We start from the raw sequence: 24,782 nt of genomic DNA on the forward strand, positions 1-24,782 counted from the left end.
TTCCTGGGAGGCGAGTCGCATGATTGGATTATCAGTCGTCGCTCACGCCCGGTCATCCTGATTCCCATACCGGAGATACTAGCGGTGGCCCCCGACATTGTTACTGCGCCACGGCAGCAGCCGTGGCAAACACATCAGCCGGCATGGGCCGGTGCAGCTTCCACGTGATGGAGATCGGCTTCTCCCCCGTGTGCTGGACATAGTCCACCTGCCCGAGGCAGGTGTAGGGAACTGTTAGCCCGGTAACATCGTCTGCTGCGTTCCTCGTGAAGATCAGAATCTTCGAATTGTGCGACGCCCGGTCAAGATAGCGGCGGCCCGTCGGGCTGGTAGGCGAGGTCGCGTTCTGTGACTCCCAGTGAAACAACTCCGGGCTGATTGCATAGTCCCTGTACATCGTCGTCGCCGAGTGCTTCTTGTCGTTCTTGTTCAGGGTGACAAAGAAGGCGTCCGTGGACGTCGCAGGGCACCATGCAACGCCTTCCCGGTGTTGGACGTTCTTGCCCTGTTCCAGCGAGCCGTACTGCAGTGCCGCCAGAACCTCCTCGCGCCGGTAGGTGGCATGCGAGAGCAGCGGGATGTGCTGCAGGCCCGAGCCGAGACTCTTCGCGGCGTGTTTCGATGCAGCCACTCCAAGCTTCACGACCTGGCAAATCTCGCGGCACACAAACTGGTAGCCACGCAGATGGTTCAACCCGTCGTCGTACGTTTTGAACCCGCCGCCGTCATCCCAAAGTGTGTAAAAAAGCATTCGCGCAAGAGCCTGATCGCGCACGCCAAGCTCCGCGTATCGGGGAGCGTCGGGGGCAACCAGCATCGAATATGCGGCGGCACGTTCGGGATCGTCCACGTGAATCAGCCGGGCCATGCGGCCCAGCAGCTTCTTTTCCTCCGCGTCCGACAGCTCCTCGAGCTTCCCCCGCAGCACCGTCTCCAGGGGTGATAGCCCCTCGATCAGCCCTGCCTGCCGGAGGTAACCGGTCCACGAGTCCCTGGTCGAACGGTAGATCGTCTTCACGTCGTTCCCTGACCGCTCCAGATACGCCTCTAGCTCAGTTTCGGCATAAGAAGCAACGTCCCGGACGAGCTGCGCCCGGTTGAACCGCAGCTGTGCCTTGATGTTGTCCAACACCACCTTCTGCGCCACCCGGTCCAGCACGATCTGCGAGCCGGACGGTAGATACGGGAACTCGTCCTCGACAGCCTTCTCCAGCTCCTTGCGCCCGTAGCCGGTCAACGCCCGGTAGCGCAGATCAAAGCGGAACTCACGGCGCTGCTGGCCGATGAAGTCCAGGACCGTCAGCACCGCTTTGCCCTCGGCACGGCGCAGCCCGCGTCCCAGCTGCTGGAGGAAGACGGTGGCGCTCTGCGTGGGCCGGAGCAGCAGGATGGTGTCCACCTGCGGCAGGTCCAGCCCTTCATTGAAAAGGTCGACGGCGAAGATGCAGTTGATCTCCCGCTGCCCCAGACGCCTGAGAGATTCCTCGCGGTCAGCATTGTCAGTGGTGCCATCGACGGCGACGGAGGCAATGCCGGCCCGGTTGAACACCTCGGCCATGTAGTGGGCGTGCTGCACCGAGACGCAGAAGCCGATGGCCCGCATATGGTCGGTGCTGGTGACCTTGTCGCGGAGCTCACGGATCACCTTGGCGGCCCGGGCGTCGTTCCCTGTGTAGAGGACGCTCAGCTGGGTGGTGTCGTAGTTGCCGCGTTTCCATTCCAACTGGCTGAGGTCGACGTCGTCCGAGACGCCAAAGTAGTGGAACGGTACCAGCAGGTCAGCGTCCAGGGCGTCCCAGAGGCGAAGTTCGCTGGCGGTACGCCCGTCGAAGAACTGTTTGGCGACGTCGACTCCGTCACCGCGCTCCGGTGTAGCCGTGAGCCCGAGAAGCTGCTGCGGCTGCAGGTGGTCCAGCAGGCGGCGGTACGTGGGCGCCATGGCGTGGTGGAACTCATCGATGACGACGACGTCGAAGAAGTCAGGGTCGAGCTGCTCGATGCCGAGGGAAGACAGCGACTGGACGGAGGCGAAGATGTGTTTCCAATCCTGCGGCTTGTGGTCCCCCACGTAGAGCTCACCGAAGGCGCCGTCCTGCATGACGTCTCGGTAGGCGCGCATCGCCTGCTTGAGAATCTCCTGACGATGGGCGACGAAGAGTAGTTTGAGGTCACGGCCGGCACCTTCGGACAGCCTTTTGTAATCCAGGGCGGCGATGACAGTCTTGCCGGTTCCGGTGGCCGCCACCAGGAGGTTGTGATTGAATCCCTTGAGCCGCTCGGCTTCCAGGTCCTCCAGCATCTCCTCCTGGTGAAGGAACGGCTGAACCTCAAGACCGGTAGTTGCATCCGGCGCTGCTGTGCGATGGCCGCCGTTCCGTTCCAACGCAGCGTCCAGCTTTTCGCCGTCGCGCTCCGGGTCATAGCTCTGGAAAGCCCGCTGCTCCCAGTAGCTGTCGAAGGTGACCTTGAACTTCTGCAGGAGGGCGGGCGTTGCGACGGAACTAAGGCGGACGTTCCACTCCAGCCCGTCGAGGAGAGCAGCCTGGCTCAGATTAGAGCTGCCGACGTAGGCGGTGTCGAAACCCGTGTTGCGGCGGAACAGCCAGGCTTTGGCATGCAATCGAGTTGCCTGCGTTTCATAGCTGATCTTTACCTCGGCCCCGTACCGGTTGACGAGCTCGTCAATGGCGCGGCGTTCGGTGGCACCCATATATGTGGTGGTGATGACGCGTAGTTTTGCTCCGCGTTCTTTGAGCTGCTCAAACGCAGGCTCCAATAGCCGAAGGCCAGTCCAGCGGACAAAGGCGCAGAGAAGGTCCACTGTGTCGGCGGACTCCATCTCGGCCCGGAGCTCAGCGGCGAGATTTGGATCGTCCTTGCTGTTGGTCAAAAGCGCTGAATCACTGAGCTTCGTGGTTGGGCGGCGGAGCTGGCGCCGCTTTAGTCTGTCTGTGCGGTGGAGTGACTGAAGCTGGATCGGCCCGTGCAACAAAGTACGCGGATGCTCCAGTGCACGAAGTAGTCGGTTGACAACGACAACGCGGTCCTCTTGCCACGTTCTAGTTAGCATCTCCTTTACGGCCCCGGCAACATATCGCGAAAGGATCTCCGGGGCATCCTCGGCCCCGATTTCCGTGAATGACCCACGAACTGTCGACTCCACTTGGACCTGTTCCATGAGTGCGTCTGTGACCAGAAGTTCGTATAGCCCCTCGGGCAGCCCGCCGGAATTGAGCTTCCCAATAAGTTCATTCACGCAGCCAGCATAGTAGTCAGCGTATGAGGTGGTAGGTCAGTTGCGTCACTTGGAAGCTAAATTATTCGCTTTTGCCCGCTATCTGATTCAATGCACAGACGGAAGTGCTGGCATTGATCTTTGAACGGAGACGTCGTATGGGGACTGCAACACTGCAACTAACCCGGCCGAATACGATTGAATCCTCCGAGAGATTACTCCAGCAGATCGTTGCAGACTCGTCCCAGCGCCTTGACCTTCGCATACCTCATGCACTCAAAGGTGACGATCTAGGGGGTTTGGCTTCCACACTCCAAGTGATCGCCACTTGGGCACGTCGCAATCCTCACGGACGCCTGCACACCTATGTCCCAAGCATCCACGATCAGTCAAGCCTGGAAAACCTGCTGGAGCATGACCACGGGCTTTTTTCTGTGCTAATGGCTCCGGTAGTGGTTGATAGGAGCGGAAACGATATCACCTATGCTGCCAGGCGAGACGCTATCCGTAGACTGGACCGCATTGCCGATTTTTCAGGTGCAAAAAGAGGCAGCGAGGCACTTATAGCCGCAGCGGACCATACCTCTCGACATGAACCAGAAGCCCTTTACACTCCGGCTAGAGGATCGGCCAACGGCAAGCTCCGCAACGAAGGAGCAATGGCCCGTCTGGTACGTGAATTTGGCGGTCTCGTCCAGGTAGGCCCTCGGAGCAAAGAATTGCTTTTTCAAAATGTCGATCCGATCGCCCAGATCCTTCATGAGCTACTGGATAATACTCACCGGTACGCTCGGTTCCATACCGACGGTCTGACTGCACTCAACCCTTCTGTAAGGCTGGTGAAGGCCGAGGCTGTCGGCCAAAGCCTCGACGTGTTGGCAAGGCGAGTGAGAAACCAACCCCTCCTATACAACTATCTCCGACATGAGAGCCACGAATCTCCTCTGTACCAGGAATCTGTCGTTCGAGACATGCGACGATTTCTCGAGATAAGCGTTCTGGATACAGGCCCAGGAATTGCAGCGAGACGGCTCGATGAGCTTCAGCAGAGCGATAAACCATCCCTTCCTATGGAAATAAGCGCGCTTTTCGACTGTCTCCGCAAGCATGTCACGACTTCGTCAAATACATCTCGCGGGCTAGGCCTTGACCACGTGCAGTCAACGCTCACAACTTTGCGGGGCTTCATTCGGATTCGCACCGGTCGAGTAGAACTAATTCGTGACTTCATCGCTTCACCATATTCTCCACTTGAAGACCAGGCCCTAAAGTGGGACCTCGATTTGGCAGAACAGAGTCGTCAGGACATATGCGGATCACTGGTAACAATGCTGATTCCAACCAATTTTCGCAGGGGAACTTAATGTACGCACCGGAACGAGTACGGACGGCTTCGCCTTACTATATATATGATGCGCAAGTTGAACTTCGATCAAAGCAGTCGGTTGCCGTTACCATTGTTTACTGTTCTTCTACGCAAATTATCCCTCGAGATGTTGGTAATGCTTTAGCTGCACACTATGAGACGGCTACTTTTCCTCAACAGATTTGGCTCCTGGGACCGTCAGACACAAAAGACTCCCTTCATGCGGCTGTCAACCATTCAGACATCCTGGATAGAGTTCCAGCAATAACCCGCTACTATAAAGCACCAACCGTCGTTGCCGCGACCGTTGATATTCATGGCTCGATATGCCTGCATGCAGAATCGCCGACAACGCTTGACCAGCGAGCAAGCGAAGCTATCTTCAGCAAAGGCCTGGTAAATATTTTTCGAAGCCATGATGGCGTCATCAATGCGAGTGCGGGTTATCATTATGTTAAGCCGAGCGGAAAGCACTCGGACGCATTTTTGCGCACAGCCAATGTGCTGAAGTACGGTAACGAAATTTCGTTTATCGCTGTTGCACTGTTATCGCATCTTCCAGACCCGGACATACAGTACATTTACACCGATACCGCCTCGATTAATGCCTTGGCTTATTCGCTTGCCGAGATTATCGGCCGTCTTCGTCCCGAGTCGCCGCGTCCATCTATTGATAGTTTCGGGAGCTACGCGGGTATAGATGGGGCCTTCGAAATTGAAAAAGACACGGCGAGCATCGCCCTGATATCGGCATCAACGTCTGGTGCAATAGTGGACCAGATCGAGCGTTCTCAGAAATTGTCGCGGCTTCGCCAGGTCATTCTGTACTTCGTCGGCAAGAGGGACGATTCGATCAAGGTCCTCTGCGACCTTACTCAGGGGCAGGCACCTCTTGGCTACATGAACCCGATTAGATCATGGAAGGCCAGCGATTGTCCGCTGTGCCAGGGCGGACAGTCGACCGTACACGTGGGTGGGGATCAGTTCCTACCTGCGAACCCAACAGTTTCCTCACGCATGATTACTGCCAAGGACGCGCCGGAGTGGCTTAGTCCGCTAATGAAATCGGTTTATGGATACGGAGTGGTGGCCTGCCACACAACAGTGGCAGGATCAGATGACCCGTTCAGAACCATATTCTTCGATCTATCTCCGGTCATCGAGGCCCCCGAAAACTCGGACTCCGATATTTCGAACAAGCTATCGAAGATGTTGATTCGGCATATTCCGGCCGCCACCAAATGGCTGGTGCATCTAGATGACAGAGACTCCTTGCTCTTGGCTCAGCGGATTCGAACGGAGTTAAGTGATCTAGGTGTCCGCCTGCCCGATGGGCACATCGTGAATGCAAAAGATCTCATCACCAGGCAGCGAACGTCGCTAGGTGGAGGAGTGGCTGTCATAGTTGCGAGCGCGGTGGTGACTGGACGCAGTATTCTTAGCCTTAGCAGGAGCCTTCGGCGAGCGCATGAAGGGAACCCACTTCTGTTCCTTATCTTGGTAGGGCGCATGCAGGATGAGGCTCAGTGGAAAGAGCTATCCGTAAATCTAACTTATGGGAATTCCAACCCGAAAGAACACGGACTGTTCTGCGTAGAGTCAATCCATCTGCCACCGGATTCACCAGCGAAGGGCACTCCCTGGTATGAGGAAGCGAAGCTCTGGCGGCGACTACGGGATGACGCAGTTCCGCTCACACGATCGCATAGCGTGGAGGAGCTAATCCGAAGCATTGAGCAACGTTTGGAAGTCCTCGATACATCTCCGGCTGAAGGTGGGCTAACATCATCGCTGTTTCTAAGAGCGTCAATAGACGGCGGGATGCAGCCCCTTCTTCTTCAAACCCAACTTTGCCTTTTGGGACTTCAACTACTCCGTCGATCCCAATACGGACGGCCGGGTCCCAACACAAGCGGACGTTTTTCTGACTATCAGTGCTATTCTGCATAACCTCCGCCTCACTCGTAAGACAAAGCATGCGGCACTTTCTCACGACCACAATTGGACGGTAATTGCGCCGCGGAACTTTGCTCGTTTTAATGATGCGATCATCCAGGCTAGCCTGCTTCGGGCCGCGCTTCCAAGGGAACTGGACTATTCCTCCGATGAGACGCTGAGCCTGCACATGTTCGATGTCATCCAGGAGACATTGAACGCCGTAGGTACAGAGGAGGGCGCAGCGTCGGCAGAATTTCTCCTCGCCTTGGTTTTGGGGAGAGTTAGGCTCGGGAAGCCCGACATACAGCGATTGCTAACAAAGTACAGCGCCGTGGCGGCGACATGGCCAGTTCTTCACCAAGTGCTATGGAACGAGCTAGCAAACAACTATTCAGCGGTTTAAGCGCGGAACTTAGAATACGGCCGTTACCGCGCCTGGATGAGGAGCGACTTCGAATATCACGGTGAAGGCGCTACCGATCAGACCGGTAGCGCCCCTAGTCCAAGAATCACCAAGTGATCTACAAGCTCGTGGTTCAGTCGATCAGCACAAGCTGCTTGTCGCCCTCTGGAGATTCGACAGGGGGCTGTACGTCCCGGTTCCGGTGGTTCATCCAGCACCCCACAGCCAGCAGCGCCACGAGCCCAAAAGTGCTCAGCAGCTGCGGACGCGAATCATCTCCAATGAAGCCCACCGTGAAGATTGCCGCCAGGATCAGCAGACCGAGACCCGTCAGCCACGGGAAGCCGGGCATCCGCAGGGGAAGCGCCGTTCCTTCGCGGTCGGCGCGGAGGCGCAGCGCCAGCTGAGCCAGGAGCGCGGACGTCCACACCAGCAGGCAGGTCGAACCAACGATGTTCAGCAGGACGCCAAGGACCATCTCGGGGAACGCCAGCTCCAAGACAACCGTGACAATGCCGAAGGCAACGCTCGCCAGCACTGCAACAACAGGCACGCGGGCCTTGGACACGGAAGCGAGCCAGCGCGGCGCTTCACCGCGCTCGGCCAGGGAGAACGCCATCCGCGAAGCGCCGTAGAGGTTGGCGTTGAGCGCGGACAGCAGAGCCGCGACGGCCACCAGGGTGATGGCGGTGGCCGCGCCCGGCATGCCTGCAGCGTCGAGAACCGCTGCGAACGGGGTCTTCAGCCCCGCCGAACCCACGGGAACCACGGCGGCGATCACGAAGATGGCGCCGATGTAGAACACCAGGATGCGCCACAGCACCGTCCGGACGGCCTTCTTCACGCTGCGGGCCGGCTCGGCCGTCTCGGCTGCCGCTACGGAGACGATCTCGGTGCCGCCGAACGCGAACGCCACCACGAACAGCGCGGTCGCAATTCCGGCGAAACGGCTCGGCGCGAAGCCGGCACCCGTGAAGTTGGACAGGCCCGGCGTCTGCACGCCCGGCAACCAGCCGAACAGCAGCGCGAAGCCCACCAGCAGGAACCCGACAATCGCCGCCACCTTCAGCAGGGCGAACCAGAACTCGAACTCACCGAAGTTCTTCACGCTGGTTAGATTCACGGCGGTGAGCACCACGATGAACACGAAGGCCATCAGCCACACCGGCAGGGCCGGGAAGATGGTGGCCAGCAGGCCCGCCGCGCTCAGCGCCTCGGCCGCGATCACCACCACCAGCTGCAGCCACCACAGCCAGCCCACCGTGGCACCGGCCACCGGCCCGTACGCCTTGGCGGTGTAGACGGAAAAGGCACCGCTGTCCGGGTTGGCGGCGGCCATCTCGCCGAGCGCCCACATGACCAGGATGATGAGCGTGCCGGCCACGAGGTAGGAGATCAGCACCGCCGGGCCGGCGGCCTGGATGCCCGCGCCGGAGCCGATAAACAAGCCCGCGCCGATGGCGCTTCCCAGGCCCATCATGGTCAGCTGACGCGGTTTGAGGGCTGCGCCGAGTGGGCGGGCAGACGTCTTTGTCTGTTGTTCCATGGGGATTCCTCTTAGTTGTAGGTGGAACTGTTGGGGATAAAACTTCAGGCTGCGTGGGCTGCGTGGGCTTCGAGGAGCCGGAGCACGCGGTTGTTGGAGGCGGGGTCGGCAACAGTGATCCGCACTCCGTCGCCCTGGTAGGCCCGGACCAGGATGCCCGCGCGGTCGAACGCCTCCACCAGGCTGGCCAGGAGCTGGGCATCGGCGCGGATCCACAGGAAATTGCCCTGGCTCGGCTGCAGTTTCCAGCCTTGGGCTGCCAGCGCAGCGGCCATCCGTTCACGCTCCTGCTTGACCGCCGAAACCCGCGCTGCCATCTCCTCCCCCGCATCCAACATCGCGGGTGACGGTGAAGGTGGCCGCGCCGAGGCCGGCTGCGATGGCGGCCTGGTCTTCGTCCCAGGGTCGGACTCCTTACCGGGCACGGGCACCAGCCAACCAACCGGTTACTACAACTGCGCGCCCGCCCTGGCGAACGTCTGGGTAATGATTGCGGCGGCGGTGTCGATGGCCGACTGGATGCTCCCGTCTGCCAGGCCGCGCCCGGCGAAGGTGTTCACCTCGATGCTGAGATTGCCTCTCCTCGCTCCGAGGCGGATGTACCAGTGGAATTGGCCGTCGGCCAGGGAGTATTTGAAGGCGTAGCCGGTGTCGGCGTCGATCCCTGCGGTGATGGGCGTGACCGATGACCACGCGGCGGCGCCTTGGCCTTGGGTGTTCGCCTGGATGGTGCTGCAGTCCGCGAGTGCCGCGGCCCTGGCGTCGAAGGGGCTGGGCTGCTTGGTCGAGGTGCCTGTGCTGATGACAGCCACGTCGAACATGATCGCCTTGTCGTTGCCGGAGCCGATCCCGTGGGCCGTGGTCGCGTTGCCCGCCAGGGCGCCGTAATAGGAGGCGTCATCGAAGGCACAGCTGCCCGGCGCGGGGGCGGGCGAGACTCCGGCCATCCGTGTCACGGCCCGGGAATCGGTCGGGCTCAGGTAGAACGTTGCCCCTGCCGGTCCGGTGAGGTTCCCGAGCAGGCCTTCGAGTTCCGCTGGGGTGCGGGCGCCCGGCGGTATGGGCTGCGGGCCTTCGCTTTTGAGCGACTCGGCGATGACGTCGCGGGCAAAGCCCGCCATGACATCCATGGCGCGTGCCGTGGTGTCGGAGTTGACGGGCCAGAGGGTGGTGCTCAGGTCGATGGCGATCGTGCCGGCGAGCACCTGCATCCCGCCGATGCCCATGTCCTGCTCCCCGAGGCCCTTGGCTTTCTGGGTGGTTGCGTAGGACTTCTCGCCCACAGTGGGTGCGGTGACCAGCTGGGCCGTGTACGCCGGGCCGGGGATGCTCTGCCCTGCGCGGTTGTCGGTATAGCTGCGTTCGAACTGTGCGCACTTGGAGGGCAGGGGGTCGGTGTAGTCGAAGTCCGCGTTGGCGAGCCTGTCCCCGGAGGCGCTCCTGATCGTGAACGCGATGACTAGTGTCTGCGAGCCCGGGGCGGCGGCCACGGGCATCTGGCCCGCCGTGATGCTTGCGCTCGTGTCCAGATACCGCAGCTGGGTGTCGGTGTCCTCGTGCAGCCGGAGCGGGGAGCATTCGGCGGGGGTCGTCGTGCTGGTGACTGTGGTCCCCTGCAGGGCCAGGTTGCCGCGGAGGTTGGCCGGGTCGCGTACCAGCCCCTGGACGCTGCGGGACTGGACCACCGTCGTCGCGATGTCCGCGAGCTGCCGGTCCGTGTAGACCACGGACGGCATGGCTGTCGCCGGGGACGCACTCACGGAAGGGGGCGACGTCGTCGGGCTGCTCGTCGGTGCTGAGCTGCACCCGGCGAGGGCCAGCAGGGCCACGGCGCCCCCGGCCGCCCAACGGCGGCGCACCTGGGATTGGATGGCACTCATCTCCTGCTCCCCGACTCCATCTGTCCCGGCCTACTGGCTGGCCTTGGCGAAGACCTGGCTGATGACCGCGGCCATGTCATCGGTTCCGGGCTGCAGGTCGGCCTCGGTGTTCTTGATGGCTTCCAGCTCTACGGTTAGGCTGCCCTTCCTTGCCCCCACAAGCAGGTGCCAGACTCCCCCGTCCGGGTGCTCATGGGCGACGGCGTACGCCGAGTCCGCGGCCACGTTCAGGCTGAGGCGGTGGAGGGACGTCCACTGGCTCAGGCTGCCGCTGGTCCCCACGCCCGTGAAGACCTCTTCCTGGATGGTTGGGCAGTCCCGCAGGGTTGCGGCGCGCGCATCGAAGGGGTACGGCGTGGACGCCGTTGTGGGCATGCTGACCAGCCGGACCATGAGATAGTCCATCTTCGTGGAGCCCGGAATCTCCGCTTGGGCGGTGGTGGAGCCCTGGAGCGAGGAGAAGTAGGCCCCGTCGCTGTAGGTGCAGTCCGGCAGAGACGGCGGCGCGGTGGGGGAGGCGCCAGGGACGGCGCGGATGACGGTGCCGGACGCCATGTCCGCCGTGGCCCCGTTCGGGGCCCGTGATGGTCTGGAGCAGATCGGTCAGCTGCTCAGGAGTCTTGGCGTTCGGGGGCGGGGGGCTCACAGTGGGTGGGTTCAGGGCGGCCTCGTCGATCAGCTGCTGGGCAATGCTGGTCATCGAGTTCAGGGCGGGCTGGGCATCGGCCTCGGAGTTCAGGGGCGAGACGCTCAGGCTCATGCTGATGGAGAGCGTACCGGCCAGGACCCGGAGGCCCACACTCCCGAACGGCTGCGAGGGGCCCATCACCGCGTACGCCTTCTCCCCCACCAGAGGAGGCTTCAGGAGCACGATCTTGTAGGGGCTGCTGCCGCCCTGCGGCTCGTAGGACACCTCGAACTGGCCGCAGCGGGAGACGAGATCGTCAGTGTAGTCGAAGTCGGCTTTGGCGAGCTTGTCCCGGGGGGCGCTGCGCATCGTGAACAGGATCGTGGTGGTCGGGCTGGATTCGCCGGCGATGGGCACGCCCCCGCTGGCGAAATTCAGGCTCGGATCCTGCATGGCATCATCCATGGCAGGCAGGTGGAACGCGCCGCACTCCGCAGGCTGGGCGGTGGCCCGGGTCAGCGGGTAGGGGCGGGATTTGAGGGCAGTTCGCAGCTGCTGGCTGTCGTACATAAATTCCGGGCGCTGGCCGCGCTGCTGCAGCATCGCAGCACCGATCGCGGTGAGCTCCTGGTCGGTGAAGACTTTCGAGGGCAGGGCACCAGGCATGGCCGAGGCGCTCGACGTGGCACTCGTCACCGGAGTCGTCGGCGTCTGTGCCGGCGTCGGCGGGCTGGAGGAGCAGCCCGAGAGGGCCAGCGTGACGACGGCCGCAGCCACGGCCACACGGGGCAGCATCCGCCGACGCCGACTCCTTAGGCACCCGGCATGAAGACCAGGCATCATCGCGCTCCGTTGGAGCGGACCACCAGGACGGGACACTGTGCGTGGTTGACAACTTGGGTGGAGACCGAGCCCACGTGCAATCCGGGAAATCCCCCATGGCCCCGGGAGCCGACGACAATAAGATCCGCATCCTTGGCAGCGTCGAGAATTGCCGAAGCAGGTGAATGGGTGCCTACAAGCTGCCCTGTTGCGGTCACACCACTATCTTCGGCGGACTTCACTGCCTCACCCTGGAGCGTCTGTGCGATGCGCTCCGGGGACTCTTCGGCGGCAATCTCGCCTGCGGCCGTTTCCAGGACAGCCGGATACCACGCCATCGGCGGCTTATTCCAGGCCGTGACCAGGCGGAGCCGGCCGTTGCGCTGCCGCGCCTCATCCATGGCCCAGTCCAGCGCTGCCTGGGAATATTCGGAACCGTCAAAACCGACAACAATCAAGAACGAACCCGTACTGGTCACTTGTCTTTCCTTTCACTGCCTCGCTGTGCCCAACCGCCCAGGGGCTAGGCTTCCTCGTGCCGGGTGACCGTCCCCGCGGTGTCACCGCCATCGATGACGAATTCGGCCCCGGTAACAAACGAGGATTCGTTGGAAGCCAGGTACAGGACCATGTCCGCGACTTCCCCCGGATGGCCTACGCGGCCCAGAGCCACGTGACTCATGTCCGACTGGATGTCAGCCGTCATGGGCGTGGAGATGACTCCCGGATGGACCGAGTTGACCCTGATGCCATGGGGTCCCAAATCCAGCGCAGCGCTCTTGGTGAGTCCGCGCACGCCAAATTTCGAGGCCGTGTATCCGGGGATCTGCTCATAACCGCGGATGCCGGCGATCGAGGAAATGTTAATGATCGACCCGCCTTTGGTCTGCTTCAGCGCCGGGATGGCGGCCTTGATCCCGTTGAACGTGCCGGTCAGGTTCACGGCGATGACAATGTTCCACTGTTCCAGCGTGTAGTCCTCAATGGAGGCGAAGTTCACGATGCCGGCATTGTTTACCAGGATGTTGAGCCCACCGAACGTTTCGACGGCGGCGGCCACCGCTGCCTCCCAGTCCTGCGGGCTGGTCACATCGAGGTGAGCAAAAAGAGCTCCGGAGCCGATACGCTCCGCCGTTTCCTTGCCTGCCTCGTCCAGGATGTCACCGATGACCACCTTGGCCCCTTCGCCATGCAGCCGGGATGCCACCGCAGCTCCAATACCGCGTGCACCCCCGCTGACCAGCGCTACTTTGTCAATGACCCGTTCCATGTGGTGCTCCTTCGGTGATGCTGACCGTCATCTGGCCGTGCAAGGGCCAGCGTGCACATGGAGTCCGGTCCCGTCTGCCATGGTTCCATCGGACGTCCATACCGATCCGGTTAGTAGAGTCCAAGGTCCCCGGGCTTTCCCGCAGCGCAGCAGCGTTGTGCACGATCAGCGGCGAGGGTCTTTTGTCCCTGTTGCCCTTTCCCGCGCAGGTATCTACTGGTGGGACACCGGCCCTTACGCGGGACCCTCCCTGTATCGAATCTGGAGAACTGTCATGTCTGATCTGCTCAAATGGTCCCCTTTTGCATCCCGGTGGACCTCCCCCTTCAACACCGTTTTGCGTTCGCCGGCGGACCTGCTGGACTCCATGGAGCGCATGTTCCAAACACCGGTCAGCCCCGCCCCCATCCGGGTCGAGGAGTTCGTCGACGGTAAGACCCTTGTGGTTCGTGCCGAGATGCCCGGCGTAGATCCTGACAAGGACGTTGAGGTCACCATGGATGACGGGTTCCTGAGGATCCGCGCCGAACGCCAGGAAAAGGAAGAACACAGGGATAAAGGCAGCTACCGGTCAGAGTTCCGCTACGGGTCCTTCAGCCGGAACATCCCGCTCCCTGACGGGGTAAAGGAAGAAGACATCAAGGCCAGCTACACGAATGGAGTCCTGGAAGTCCGCGCCACGCTGCCCGAACAGGCCCAGGCGGCGGAACCGAAGAAGCTCCCCATTACCCGCGGGTAGCGAGGAAAGCCCCGTCCCCAGCGCGGCGCCCGGAAGGAGCGAACATGAGGGAACAACATTCCCCGACGCTGCGGTTTCTCGGCGCGATCGACACAGTGACCGGTTCCAGATACCTGATCGGTTCGCAAGGGCACCGGGTCCTTATCGAGTGCGGGCTGTTCCAGGGCTACAAACACCTGCGCGACCGTAACCGCGTGCCTTTCCCGATCAGTCCCGCGAACATCGACGCCGTTGTCCTCACACATGCCCATCTGGATCACAGCGGCTATATCCCAGCGCTGGTGCGTGACGGTTTCCACGGCCCTGTCTACGCGACCCCGGGCACAACCGAACTGTGCACGCTGCTGCTTCCCGACAGCGGCTATCTCCAGGAAGAGGAAGCCCGCTTTGCAGATCACAGGGCATCGTCAACCCATCATCCGCCGTTGCCCCTCTACACCGCGGAAGACGCCGTCCGATCGCTCAACAGCTTCAAGACCCGGGGCTTCGACACGCCTTTCCCCCTGCCCGGGGGCATCGAAGCAACGTTCCTTCCCGCCGGCCACATCCTCGGCGCCGCACAGGTGCACCTCAAACTCGCCGGCAGGACGATCCACTTCACCGGCGATCTGGGCCGCACCCACGACCCCCTGATGCACCCGCCCCGCGACCTCGAGCCCGTGGACGTGCTGGTCACGGAATCCACCTACGGCAACAGGGCACATCCGGAGGGAAACCCCGAAGGCGAACTCGGCGAAATCATCACCCGCGTGGCCAAACGACACGGAGTCATCATGATCGCCGCGTTCGCCGTCGGCCGGGCCGAAACAGTCCTGCTGCACCTCTCGCGCCTCCTGGCCAGGCACGCGATCCCTGCCATCCCGATCTACCTCAACAGCCCGATGGCCATCGACGCGTCCGACATGTACCAGCGCCACCGCGAAGAACACAGGCTCGAACAACACGAATTCGAAGCCATGTACAAGGTCGCGACGCCCATCCGCAGCGCTGACGAATCCAAACTGCTCAACCTCCGCGGCGGACCCATGATCATCATCTCCGCCAGCGGAATGCTCACCGGCGGCAGGATCCTGCACCACCTCGCGGCCTACGGACCCGACCGGCGCAACGCCATCATCCTCAGCGGATACCAGGCCGGAGGAACACGGGGAGCATCACTTGCCGCAGGTGAAAAGCACCTCCGCATCTACGGACAGGACATCGACATCGAGGCAGAAGTCATCCAAATGGAAGGACTCTCCGCCCACGCCGACTCCAACGAACTGATCCAATGGATGAAGACCGCCGCGCGGGCGCCAGCCATGACCTACGTCACGCATGGAGAGCCAGACGCCTCAGACGCCCTCCGGGCCCGCATCAAACGCCAACTTGGATGGAGAGCCCGCGTTCCCGAGCACCTGGAAACAATCTCCCTCGAATCCCCGCGCTAATCCGACGGCAGCGAGCCGTTTGCGAAGGGCGCGCCCGGCAAAAGCCGGACGCGCCTCCCCCGCAGGGAACCCGCAGCCTGGTTCAGCTCCTGATTCAGTCGATGAGGACCGGCTGCTTTTCACCCTCGGAAGACGCAACCCCGCCCGCGGTCTTCCCCGACCGGTGATTCATCCAGCACCCCACCGCCAGAACCGCCACAAGCCCGAACGTGCTCAGCAGCTGCGGGCGGGAATCCTCGCCGATGAAGCCCACCGTGAAGATCGCCGCGAGGATCAGCAGGCCGAGCGAAGTGAGCCACGGGAACCCGGGCATCCGCAGCGGAAGCGCCGTTCCTTCGCGGTCGGCGCGGAGGCGCAGGGCGAGCTGTGCCAGGAGCGCGGACGTCCACACCAGCAGGCAGGTGGAGCCAACAATGTTGAGCAGGACGGGAAGGACCTTCTCGGGGAAGGCCAGCTCCAGCACCACCGTGACAATGCCGAAGGCGACGCTGGCCAGGACCGCGACAACGGGTACCCGGGCCTTCGACACCGAAGCCAGCCAACGCGGCGCTTCACCGCGCTCCGCCAGGGAGAACGCCATCCGCGAAGCGCCGTAGAGGTTGGCGTTGAGCGCGGACAGCAGAGCCGCGACGGCCACCAGGGTGATGGCGGTGGCTGCACCCGGCATGCCGGCCGCGTCCAGCACCGCGGCGAACGGGCTCTTCAGCCCCGCCGAACCCACCGGCACCACGGCAGCGATCACGAAGATCGCACCGATGTAGAACACCAGGATGCGCCACAGCACCGTCCGGACCGCCTTCTTCACGCTCCGTGCAGGCTCAGCCGTCTCGGCAGCAGCAACGGACACAATCTCGGTCCCGCCGAACGCGAACGCCACCACGAACAGCGCCGTGGCAATCCCGGCAAAGCCGCTCGGAGCGAACCCGGCACCGGTGAAGTTGGACAGGCCCGGCGACTGCACGCCCGGCAGCCAGCCGAACAGCAGCGCAAAGCCCACCAGCAGGAACCCGACGATCGCCGCGACCTTCAGCAGGGCGAACCAGAACTCGAACTCGCCGAAGTTCTTCACGCTGGTGAGGTTCACGGCGGTGAGCACCACGATGAACACGAAGGCCATCAGCCACACCGGCAGGGCCGGGAAGATGGTGGCCAGCAGGCCCGCCGCACCGAGCGCCTCCGCCGCGATCACCACCACCAGCTGCAGCCACCACAGCCAGCCGACCGTGGCACCGGCCACCGGGCCGTACGCCTTGGCGGTGTAGACGGAGAAGGCGCCGCTGTCCGGGTTCGCGGCAGCCATCTCGCCGAGCGCCCACATCACCAGGATGATGAGCGTGCCGGCCACGAGGTAGGAGATCAGCACCGCCGGGCCGGCAGCCTGGATGCCCGCGCCGGAGCCGATGAACAAGCCCGCGCCGATGGCGCTTCCCAGGCCCATCATCGTGAGCTGGCGGGGTTTGAGGGCTGCGCCGAGTGGGCGGGCAGACGTCTTTGTCTGTTGTTCCATGGGAATTCCTCTTAGTTGTAGGTGGAACTGTTGGGGATAAAACTTCAGGCTGCGTGGGCGTCGAGAAGCCGGAGCACGCGGTTGTTGTAGGCGGGGTCGGCAACAGTGATCCGCACGCCGTCGCCCTGGTAGGCCCGGACCAGGATGCCCGCACTGTCGAACGCGTCCACCAGCCTCGCCAGGAGGTTCTCGTCGGCGCGGATCCACAGGAAATTGCCCTGGCTCGGCTGCAGCCTCCAGCCCTGAGCCGCCAGCGCAGCTGCCATGCGCACACGCTCCTGCTTCACCAAAGAAACCCGGGCTTCCATCTCCTCCCCCGCATCCAGCGACGCGATGGCCGCCTTCTGGGCCAGCGCGCTCACGCCGAAGGGCAGGGCGGTCCGGCGCAGTCCTTCGGCGATTGCCGGCGTCGCAATTGCATATCCCACGCGCAGGCCGGCGAGTCCGTAGGCTTTGGAGAAGGTGCGCAGGACGCAGACGTTCGGGAAGCGGCGATAAAGCGCCAGGGAGTCGGGGCCCTCGTCGGCGTACTCCACGTAGGCCTCGTCGATCACCACCAGGACGCTGGACGGCACAGCCCGCAGGAAGGCCTCGAGGCGGTCATGGCTGATCGGCACGCCGGTGGGATTGTTGGGCGTGCAGAGCAGGATCACCTTGGTGCGGTCGGTCACGGCGGCGGCCATCGCGTCCAGGTCGTGGCCTTCGAACTCGTCGAGCGGGATGCGGACCGGCCGGGCGCCTGCCAGCTCCACCAGGATGGGGTACGCCTCGAAGGAGCGCCACGCGAAGACCACCTCATCCCCGGCGTCGCACAGTCCGGTGATGATCTGCTGCAGGACGCCCACGCTGCCGGGCCCCACCGCAAGCTCCTCTGCGGTGACACCCAGGTGCCGGGCCAGCCGTTCGCGGAGTTCGACGGCGGCGGTGTCCGGGTAGCGGTTCATGGTTCCGGCTGCGTCGGTCACCGCAGCCATGGCGGCGGGCAGGGGCTCGTAGTGGCTTTCGTTGCTGGCGAGGGCTGCGATGTCCGCGCCGGCGCTGCGCCGGCCCGGGACATAGGACGGAAGTCCGGTCACCGCGCCGCGCAGGGTGGGCAACGCAGTCTCGGGTACGGCCAAAAGCTGATCACTGGTCATGAGGTCCGATCATGGAAGTGACCCGGACCACAATGCAAGGTAGGCTCCGGTGCTTGGGACTTCTGCTCAACTTCTAGTACCTCTGGTGAAAATATGACCATCGCAAACTCTCGCACCCTCGATTCCCTCGACGGCCGCATCATCCTCGCCCTGGACAAGGACCCCGAAGCCAGCGCCCTGGCACTTTCCCGGACACTCGGCGTCGCACGCAACACCGTCCACGCCCGGCTGGCGCGGCTGGAGCGCAGCGGCGCGCTGCGGTCCTTCAGCCGCAGGCTGGACCCCGCCGCGCTGGGCTACGAACTCATGGCCTTCCTTTCGCTCTCGATCAGCCAGACCCGGACCGGCTCGGTGGAGAACGGGCTCGCCGCGATCCCGGAGGTCATCGAGGTGCACGCCACCACCGGGGACGCGGACCTCATGGCCAAGGTGGTGGCACGAGGTACGGCCGACCTCTACCGCATCACCAACCAGATCCTGGAGATCGACGGCATTCAGCGGACCAGCACGGCCATCTCCATCCTGGAACTCATGCCGCCCCGCTACGACGGCCTGATCAGCCGGCTGTCAAAGGAGGAATCCTCCGCTTCTAGCTAACTGCTGGTGCGCTTCGTAGGAGGTGCGGGTAATGCCTCAGGCGCACAGACCATCCATACTCCTCGCTATAAGTTCAGATCTTCGCGCCGAGGTCGATACTAGCGTCGCGCGCGCTGTAGGGAGCAGAGTAAATTACCCTGTAAATTGCACTACACGGTAGATGTGCTTGTGCGCCATGCTTCGATCTGATCTTTAAATGGCTTCATTCGCCGATAGGCACGTTTTGATAGATCAATCTGATAAATAAGCGATTTGCGAATCTCGGCATGGATATGAATAGCATTACGCGCTTCATATATTTCAATAAGATCATCCCTGAGTGGTTCCGATATAATACCCAGTGAGGATGCGCAGCTTGCCTTCTTGTCAAACCGAACCTTGGTACTACTCGTCTTACCTACTTCTTCATATGTCGGAATTATTGCTTTTCCATTGTGAGTTAGATGTGTTTTCGAGCTGAGCTTGACTGCTCGCTGGTATTGAGATCTTTTTGTTGGTCGGAAACTCTGTAAGCGCCACTACGGCAGGATCAGTTGCGAGGTCTTCGAACAAAATGTGATGTAGAACTGCTTCATATATCGACGCGTATTGCAGTACCTGAATTCGTATCTGAGCTCGCTGAAGCCAATCATTGGCTCCAACGCCTTCGAGCATCTTGTAGATGTACCGCGCGGAATTGAACTCTTCTCCCAATCGAGCCGCCAGTGTCGAGTCAGATACAAAACTGAAATAGTCAGCATGCCAGCTTTCATCGCCAATATGCACATTCACATATTCCTCAATGGCAGTCTTGACATCGTTACTGAAGACCACACATACCCCCAAATAATGCTATCTCATTGCTCTTCTCCAATACGGAGATGAGGTCCGGGAAAACGTCCCGTTGCGACTCCACTTTATCGGAACCTCATCCAATAGGCTTCTGATTCCGCGTCGCGCCTTCACGCTCCTCTCGCGGGGCAGTTGGACAGATTTGTCCTCGGCAGAGGGGCCGCCCAGCCACGTTCTTCGACAGAGCCTTCGAGGAACGCGGACCGAAGCAGTAAGCCAAGCTTCATAGACTGGTACCCACCAAAACCCTGGACCTTAGACAAGTCGCCCTTAAGTCGGGAACCACTCGGACGCCGCCAGGCCAAAAGTCTCCCGGGTGGACTGCACTGAGACGCAACACCCCGGCCAACTTGACCCAGGATCATCAGGCCAGTGACAACGCATCAATGAGGACCAGCGTGGAAATCCTAGACGTGATTAGCAACCTCGAAAAGGCTGGCGAGCCAGTTCTGCACGGATCCGGTCCGCGTCTGGCTGATCCGGAGGGAGGGTGGCCGCGATCCCGGAGGTCATCGAGGTGCACGCCACCACCGGGGACGCCGACCTCATGGCCAAGGTGGTGGCCCGCGGCACGGCCGACCTCTACCGCATCACCAACGAGATCCTGGAAATCGACGGGATCGAGCGGACCAGCACGGCCATCTCCATCCTGGAACTCATGCCGCCCCGCTACGACGGCCTCATCAGCCGACTGTCGGAGCAGGAATCCCGCCCGGCCCTAGGCGCGGTGACATGCCGATCCATGAGGGACCCAACCACAGGCGCTGTGAATGTTTGCAATTTTGCCGCACCAGCAATGTCTCGATTCTTGGCACGCGCTCATGGTTCTGCGTGCGTCCACCGGCGGTCTCCCGGCATATGATTCTCGATGCATCAATTACCTATTTCTATTTGGGGGAATCCTTGAAAAAGTCCTTTGCATCTCTTGCTCTCGTTGCCGTTCTTGCCTTGACGGCGTGCGGCGGAGCAGGAAGCACCACAGGCGGCGCTTCCGACTCTAAGACGACGCACGAGGCTCCGAAGGTCCCCGACCTGACTGGCGCTTGGAAGCAGAGCAACCCGAACAGCGAGAAGTCATACCAGCAGGCAAGCGTCACCGCCGACAAGATGACCATCGAGTGGGTTTCCGACGGTGGCAATACGACCTCGATCTACTGGGTCGGAACGTTCGCCGGCCCCACCAGCGCCAGTGAACCCTACACTTGGACGTCGCAACGGGATGTCGACGCCACCAAATCGGCCCTCCTCGCATCCAGTGACGCGACAAAGGAATTCAAATACGAAGGCGGCAGCATCAGCTATAAGGTCAGTGCACTTGGAACCACCACTACGGTAAACCTCAAAAAGAACTGATACCCGGAGCATGTGACCGTGGCTGTCTAGGTAGGATACGACTGCACGAAATTGGTCGGCTTCGCTGATTCCAAAGGTATGGCTGCTGCTCGTGAGATCAGCAGCCATACCTATGTGGCGCCACCGGATGGCCCCTCAGCGATTTGGCATTCACATTTAGGATGTCGACGGGTGAGCCCGGTCTACTGAAGCACCTCAACTAAGAGAGTGATTGCCACTTTACGTTATTGGCGTAGCTGGGCGTTTTGTCACTTCCTCGCTCTCCTGCTGCCAAAAGTCCCAGTCGCATCCGGCGCTATTGCAAATGTGAGATGCAGGCCACACGATGCCTGCATGACTACTCTCACCGTCTCCGGCCGCGTGGCGCAGGTTCTCAGCAGCTATGTCAGCGACGTCTTCGGCGTCATGGGCAACGGCAACGTCTATTTCCTGGATGCCGCGGAGCAGCAGGGCCTTCTCTTCACCCCCGTCCGGCATGAGGGCGCCGCCATCGCCGCGGCCGACGCCTACTACCGGGCCTCGGGACGGCTCGCCGCGGGCACCACCACCTACGGCCCCGGCTATACCAACGCGCTCACCGCCCTGGCCGAGGCGGTCCAGGCGCAGATCCCCGTCGTGCTGGTCACCGGAGACGCCCCCACCACCGGCGCCCGGCCCTGGGACGTGGACCAGGCGGCCATCGCCGCCGGCCTCGGCGCGGCCACCTTCACCGTCACCCGCGACGCCGCAGGCGCCATCACCCGGCAGGCGGTGGAGTACGCACTCACCCGGCGCACCGCCGTCGTGCTGGCCATCCCCTACGACCTCGCGGCACTCGAGGCTGATGACCAGGAACTTCCGGCGCCGTCGGCACCCGATATGACGCACGACGGCGGCACGGACCTTGGGCAGGTGGCCCGCCTGCTCGCCGGGGCCAGGCGGCCGCTGATCCTCGCCGGCCGCGGCGCGCACCTCGCCGGCGCCGGCCCGGAACTCCGCGAACTCGCCGACCGGCTCGGCGCACTGACCGCCGGAACCGCCCTGGCGCTCAACCTCCTCAATGGCGAGGGGTACCTGGGCGTGGCCGGCGGTTTCGGCACCGACACCGCGGCCGGGCTTATGGACGAGGCCGACGTGGTCCTGGTGGCCGGGGCCAGCTTGAGCCCGTTCACCATGCGATTCGGGCACCTGCTGGGCCCGGACAGCACCGTCATCCAGATCGACACCGCGCTGCAGCCGACCAACCCGCGGGTGGACCTGTTTATTCAGGCTGATGCGAAGGCCGCTGCTTCGCGCTTGCTGTCGTTGCTGGACGTCGAGGCGGCAGTGGCCGGTTGGCGGGCCGAAGCTTCCAAGCGTCTGGCTGCCGGACCGGGACATGAGGCTGGCTCCGAGGTGACCGATGACAGCCGACTGGACCCGCGCGCCCTCGCCGCCGCGCTGAATGCCGTACTGCCGGAGCGCCGCACGGTGGTCCAGGACGGCGGGCACTTCATCGGGTGGGCGCCCATGTACTGGAACATCCCGCGGCCGCAGGACCTGGTGATGGTGGGGACCGCGTTCCAGTCGATCGGGCTGGGGCTTGCGAGTGCCGTCGGGGCAGCCCGCGCGGTGGAGGACGGCCGCACCCTGGTGCTGGCCTCCGGCGACGGCGGGTTCCTGATGGGCCTGTCCGACCTCGAATCGCTGATCAGTGCCGCCCGCAGCGCCATCGTGGTGATCTACAACGACGCAGCCTACGGGGCCGAGATCCACCAGTACGGCTCGCAGGGCCTGACCGAGAAGCCGATGCTGATCCCGGAGGTGGACTTCAGCGGCGTTGCGCGGGCGTTGGGGGCCGAGTCGGCTGTCATCCGCTCGCTGGACGATCTGTCCGCGCTGCAGGACTGGATCTCCGCCGGCGCCAAGGGCACGTTCGTGGCCGACTGCCGGATCACCTCGAGCGTCCGGGCCCCATGGCTGACCGAGTGGATGAACGCCACCCGGGCAGCGAAGGCTGCTGTGGCGAGCACTTAAGCCAATGAATCACGCGTAAACGATGCATCACCAGCCGGCACTGCCGTCACGACAAATTGGCCACTACTGGGCACAACGAATAGGTGTGCGATCTGACTCGCAATACCAAACAATCACCCTACTCACGGTTTTGCGCCCCGCGCCAGTCAATAGTCTCTAATGCGACGAGAGGTGAGGGGGTATTGCGACTTTGCGGTAGGTCATGAACTTTTGGTTGGACGAGAATGCCTTTAACTCTATGGTTCTGGCTTCACATCGCGAGCGACCTGCGTCAATCTTGAGGAAATCCTTGGTTGCTACGCGGCTAATACGAGCGTCTCCTGTGAGCGGCCGGACTAGTATTTGGTTGGAATTCCACTCCAGCAACAGGGTGGAATTCAATCCACTCAGCAAAATAGGGGACAGCTATGTCTAATGTCGTATCACCACCACCAAACGCTCCTAAAGCCAAGCGTCCTTGGTTCAAGAAAAAGCGGTGGTGGCTTGTCGGCATCATCATCCTGATCATCATCGTTTCGCCGAAGAACGGGTCCAGCAAGGACCAGGTTGCCAACACGGCACCGGAAATCTCCACTCCGGTTGCGTCAGTCCCCACCACGCCCACGGCTCCTTCCGCACCGGCACCGACGCCGACTAAGACGGCTACCCCGACGCCACCTCCAGCGCCTCCGGCACCGAAGGTTCCATCCGAATACCAATCGGCCCTGGGCAAAGCCTCGTCCTACTTCGACAACATGCACATGAGCAAAGCTGCGATCTACGACCAACTGACCTCACAGTACGGTGAGAAGTTCTCGCCCGAGGCAGCCCAGTATGCGGTCGACAACCTCAAGGCGGACTACAACGTAGCCGCCCTGGCGAAGGCCAAGAGCTACCAAAAGAACATGAATATGTCGCCTGCCGGCATTTATGACCAGCTTGTCAGCCAGTACGGTGAGAAGTTCACCCCCGAGCAAGCCAACTACGCGGTTCAGAACCTGGGATAAGGAAAAGGCCCCTCTTCGGAGGGGCTTTTTCATGCCGAATCCTCAAGCCCCTCATGGTACGACGCCAAGCATCAGCCATGGATCAAGATTCACTCAGTTTTCCGCCCGATGCTCTACACGTCGCCGGTGCAGAACCCCCCATGAACCATCCTTACGCCGGTCCGCCGCACGACCACCAGCGCAAACCGGGCTGGATTCCTTCCGCCGAGCGTGCCAACGTGCCAGGCATCTTCCCGACGGGTAAACTTGCGGGCCAAGAGTTTTTGTCGGAGAACCCGCATAGGATTTCTTCCATGAGGATTGCCGTTGCAGGGGGAACCGGGACAGTGGGCCGCCACGTTGTGGCCATCGCCAGGGAGCGCGGACACCACGTGGTCAGCCTCAGCCGCACCGATGGGGTGGACCTGGTCACCGGGCGCGGCCTCGACCAGGCTCTCCAGGGTGTCGAAACCGTCATCGACGTCTCCGGCATCCAGGTCCTGTCCACCAAGAGAGCCGTTGATTTCTTCACCAACGCCACCCAGAACCTGCTGGCGGCCGAGAAAAAGGCCGGCGTGACGCACCACGTGGCGCTGTCCATTGTGGGCATCGATAAAGCCAATTCAGGACTGTACGCCGGGAAGCTGGTGCAAGAGGACGAAGTCAAGCACGGCGGCATTCCCTGGACCATCCTCCGGTCCACCCAGTTCCACGAGTTCGTGCCGATGTCCATCAAAGCCGCCTCAGTGGGCCCGCTGGTCTTCGTGCCCACGATGCTCACCCAGCCGGTGGCGGCGAAGGAGGTGGCGGCTGCCTTGGTGGACGCGGCCGAGGCCGGTCCAAAGGGACGCATCCCGGACCTTGGCGGCCCGCGGACCGAACAGCTGAAAGGGCTGGTCACGGCCTATCTGGCCAAGACGCGGCAGAAAAAACTGATCGTTCCGCTCCGGGTGCCCGGCCCCATGGGCAAGGCAATGCGCAAAGGCGGGCTGATCCCGGCGCCGGGTTCCGCCGTCGGACGCCAGACGTTCCAGGAGTGGCTCGACGCCATCGGCGCCGCGTAAAGCCAACGCTAAATGGGGCAGTTGCCCCATGCCCTTGCTGCGGCCCGGTCATAGGCTCGGGTCGTAGAGAAAAGGAG

At 62.3% G+C, this 24,782-nt stretch carries 20 protein-coding genes and 1 pseudogene; 10 read left to right on the plus strand and 11 right to left on the minus strand.

What is annotated here, in order from left to right:
• Nucleotides 1-100: 100 nt before the first annotated feature.
• Nucleotides 101-3,220, minus strand: coding sequence for a DUF3427 domain-containing protein (locus tag QF050_RS18895; protein ID WP_374121582.1), 3,120 nt, complete (start codon nt 3,218-3,220; stop codon nt 101-103).
• Nucleotides 3,221-3,393: 173 nt separating this feature from the next.
• Here QF050_RS18895 and QF050_RS18900 point away from each other — a divergent pair, with 173 nt between their 5' ends.
• Nucleotides 3,394-4,599, plus strand: coding sequence for a hypothetical protein (locus QF050_RS18900; RefSeq protein ID WP_308931805.1), 1,206 nt, complete (start codon nt 3,394-3,396; stop codon nt 4,597-4,599).
• The gene (locus QF050_RS18905; RefSeq protein WP_308931806.1) at nt 4,599-6,551 is read left to right on the plus strand and encodes a hypothetical protein; all 1,953 of its coding nucleotides are present in this window, start codon (nt 4,599-4,601) and stop codon (nt 6,549-6,551) included. Before QF050_RS18900 ends, QF050_RS18905 begins: the two co-directional genes overlap by 1 nt.
• Nucleotides 6,552-7,075: 524 nt before the next feature.
• On the opposite strand, the gene QF050_RS18910 is transcribed toward QF050_RS18905, so the two are convergent.
• The 7 genes from QF050_RS18910 to QF050_RS18940 all read right to left on the minus strand — a co-directional run bounded on the left by QF050_RS18910 (nt 7,076) and on the right by QF050_RS18940 (nt 13,088).
• Entirely contained in the window at nt 7,076-8,488 is a 1,413-nt protein-coding gene (locus QF050_RS18910) for an amino acid permease (protein ID WP_308931807.1), read from the minus strand.
• A gap of 44 nt (nt 8,489-8,532) precedes the next feature.
• Nucleotides 8,533-8,805 carry a hypothetical protein gene (locus tag QF050_RS18915; protein WP_308931808.1) on the minus strand — a complete coding sequence of 91 codons (273 nt, stop codon included), beginning with the start codon at nt 8,803-8,805 and terminating at the stop codon, nt 8,533-8,535.
• A 132-nt stretch (nt 8,806-8,937) separates the two neighbouring features.
• Nucleotides 8,938-10,368, minus strand: a complete 1,431-nt coding sequence (locus QF050_RS18920; protein WP_308931809.1) for a hypothetical protein — start codon at nt 10,366-10,368, stop codon at nt 8,938-8,940.
• 30 nt (nt 10,369-10,398) lie between these two features.
• The gene (locus tag QF050_RS18925; RefSeq protein WP_308931810.1) at nt 10,399-10,593 is read right to left on the minus strand and encodes a hypothetical protein; all 195 of its coding nucleotides are present in this window, start codon (nt 10,591-10,593) and stop codon (nt 10,399-10,401) included.
• Nucleotides 10,559-11,791 (minus strand): hypothetical protein, encoded by a 1,233-nt coding sequence (locus QF050_RS18930; RefSeq protein ID WP_308931811.1) that lies wholly within the window; start codon nt 11,789-11,791, stop codon nt 10,559-10,561. The genes QF050_RS18925 and QF050_RS18930 overlap by 35 nt, the downstream gene beginning before the upstream one ends.
• 44 nt (nt 11,792-11,835) lie before the next feature.
• Nucleotides 11,836-12,297, minus strand: coding sequence for a universal stress protein (locus QF050_RS18935; RefSeq protein WP_308931812.1), 462 nt, complete (start codon nt 12,295-12,297; stop codon nt 11,836-11,838).
• 44 nt (nt 12,298-12,341) lie between these two features.
• Entirely contained in the window at nt 12,342-13,088 is a 747-nt protein-coding gene (locus QF050_RS18940) for a glucose 1-dehydrogenase (protein ID WP_308931813.1), read from the minus strand.
• A 274-nt stretch (nt 13,089-13,362) separates the two neighbouring features.
• Here QF050_RS18940 and QF050_RS18945 point away from each other — a divergent pair, with 274 nt between their 5' ends.
• Nucleotides 13,363-13,827 (plus strand): Hsp20/alpha crystallin family protein, encoded by a 465-nt coding sequence (locus tag QF050_RS18945; protein ID WP_308931814.1) that lies wholly within the window; start codon nt 13,363-13,365, stop codon nt 13,825-13,827.
• Nucleotides 13,828-13,871: 44 nt separating this feature from the next.
• Nucleotides 13,872-15,257: an MBL fold metallo-hydrolase gene (locus QF050_RS18950; protein WP_308931815.1), complete on the plus strand. Its 1,386-nt coding sequence runs from the start codon at nt 13,872-13,874 to the stop codon at nt 15,255-15,257.
• Nucleotides 15,258-15,351: 94 nt separating this feature from the next.
• On the opposite strand, the gene QF050_RS18955 is transcribed toward QF050_RS18950, so the two are convergent.
• Both QF050_RS18955 and hisC read right to left on the minus strand, forming a co-directional pair.
• Nucleotides 15,352-16,764 (minus strand): amino acid permease, encoded by a 1,413-nt coding sequence (locus tag QF050_RS18955; RefSeq protein ID WP_308931816.1) that lies wholly within the window; start codon nt 16,762-16,764, stop codon nt 15,352-15,354.
• Nucleotides 16,765-16,808: 44 nt separating this feature from the next.
• Nucleotides 16,809-17,900, minus strand: coding sequence for a histidinol-phosphate transaminase (gene hisC, locus QF050_RS18960; protein ID WP_308931817.1), 1,092 nt, complete (start codon nt 17,898-17,900; stop codon nt 16,809-16,811).
• Between the two features lie 93 nt (nt 17,901-17,993).
• On the opposite strand from hisC, the gene QF050_RS18965 reads away from it, so the two are divergent.
• Entirely contained in the window at nt 17,994-18,497 is a 504-nt protein-coding gene (locus QF050_RS18965) for an Lrp/AsnC family transcriptional regulator (RefSeq protein WP_308931818.1), read from the plus strand.
• Between the two features lie 405 nt (nt 18,498-18,902).
• On the opposite strand, the gene QF050_RS18970 is transcribed toward QF050_RS18965, so the two are convergent.
• Nucleotides 18,903-19,310 carry a hypothetical protein gene (locus QF050_RS18970; protein ID WP_308931819.1) on the minus strand — a complete coding sequence of 136 codons (408 nt, stop codon included), beginning with the start codon at nt 19,308-19,310 and terminating at the stop codon, nt 18,903-18,905.
• A gap of 508 nt (nt 19,311-19,818) precedes the next feature.
• On the opposite strand from QF050_RS18970, the pseudogene QF050_RS18975 reads away from it, so the two are divergent.
• From QF050_RS18975 to QF050_RS18995, 5 genes and pseudogenes are all read left to right on the plus strand, one after another.
• A pseudogene (locus tag QF050_RS18975) lies at nt 19,819-20,046 on the plus strand (Lrp/AsnC ligand binding domain-containing protein); the annotation flags it as partial.
• Nucleotides 20,047-20,186: 140 nt separating this feature from the next.
• On the plus strand, nt 20,187-20,681 hold the full coding sequence (locus tag QF050_RS18980) for a hypothetical protein (RefSeq protein WP_308931820.1): 495 nt from the start codon (nt 20,187-20,189) through the stop codon (nt 20,679-20,681).
• A 333-nt stretch (nt 20,682-21,014) separates the two neighbouring features.
• On the plus strand, nt 21,015-22,676 hold the full coding sequence (locus tag QF050_RS18985) for a thiamine pyrophosphate-binding protein (protein ID WP_308931821.1): 1,662 nt from the start codon (nt 21,015-21,017) through the stop codon (nt 22,674-22,676).
• A 407-nt stretch (nt 22,677-23,083) separates the two neighbouring features.
• Nucleotides 23,084-23,662: an Ltp family lipoprotein gene (locus QF050_RS18990; protein WP_308931822.1), complete on the plus strand. Its 579-nt coding sequence runs from the start codon at nt 23,084-23,086 to the stop codon at nt 23,660-23,662.
• Between the two features lie 293 nt (nt 23,663-23,955).
• Nucleotides 23,956-24,705, plus strand: coding sequence for an NAD(P)H-binding protein (locus tag QF050_RS18995; protein WP_308931823.1), 750 nt, complete (start codon nt 23,956-23,958; stop codon nt 24,703-24,705).
• Nucleotides 24,706-24,782 lie beyond the last annotated feature (77 nt).

The organism is Arthrobacter sp. SLBN-112, assembly GCF_030944625.1.
In the GTDB taxonomy this organism is placed as follows: Bacteria; Actinomycetota; Actinomycetes; order Actinomycetales; family Micrococcaceae; genus Arthrobacter.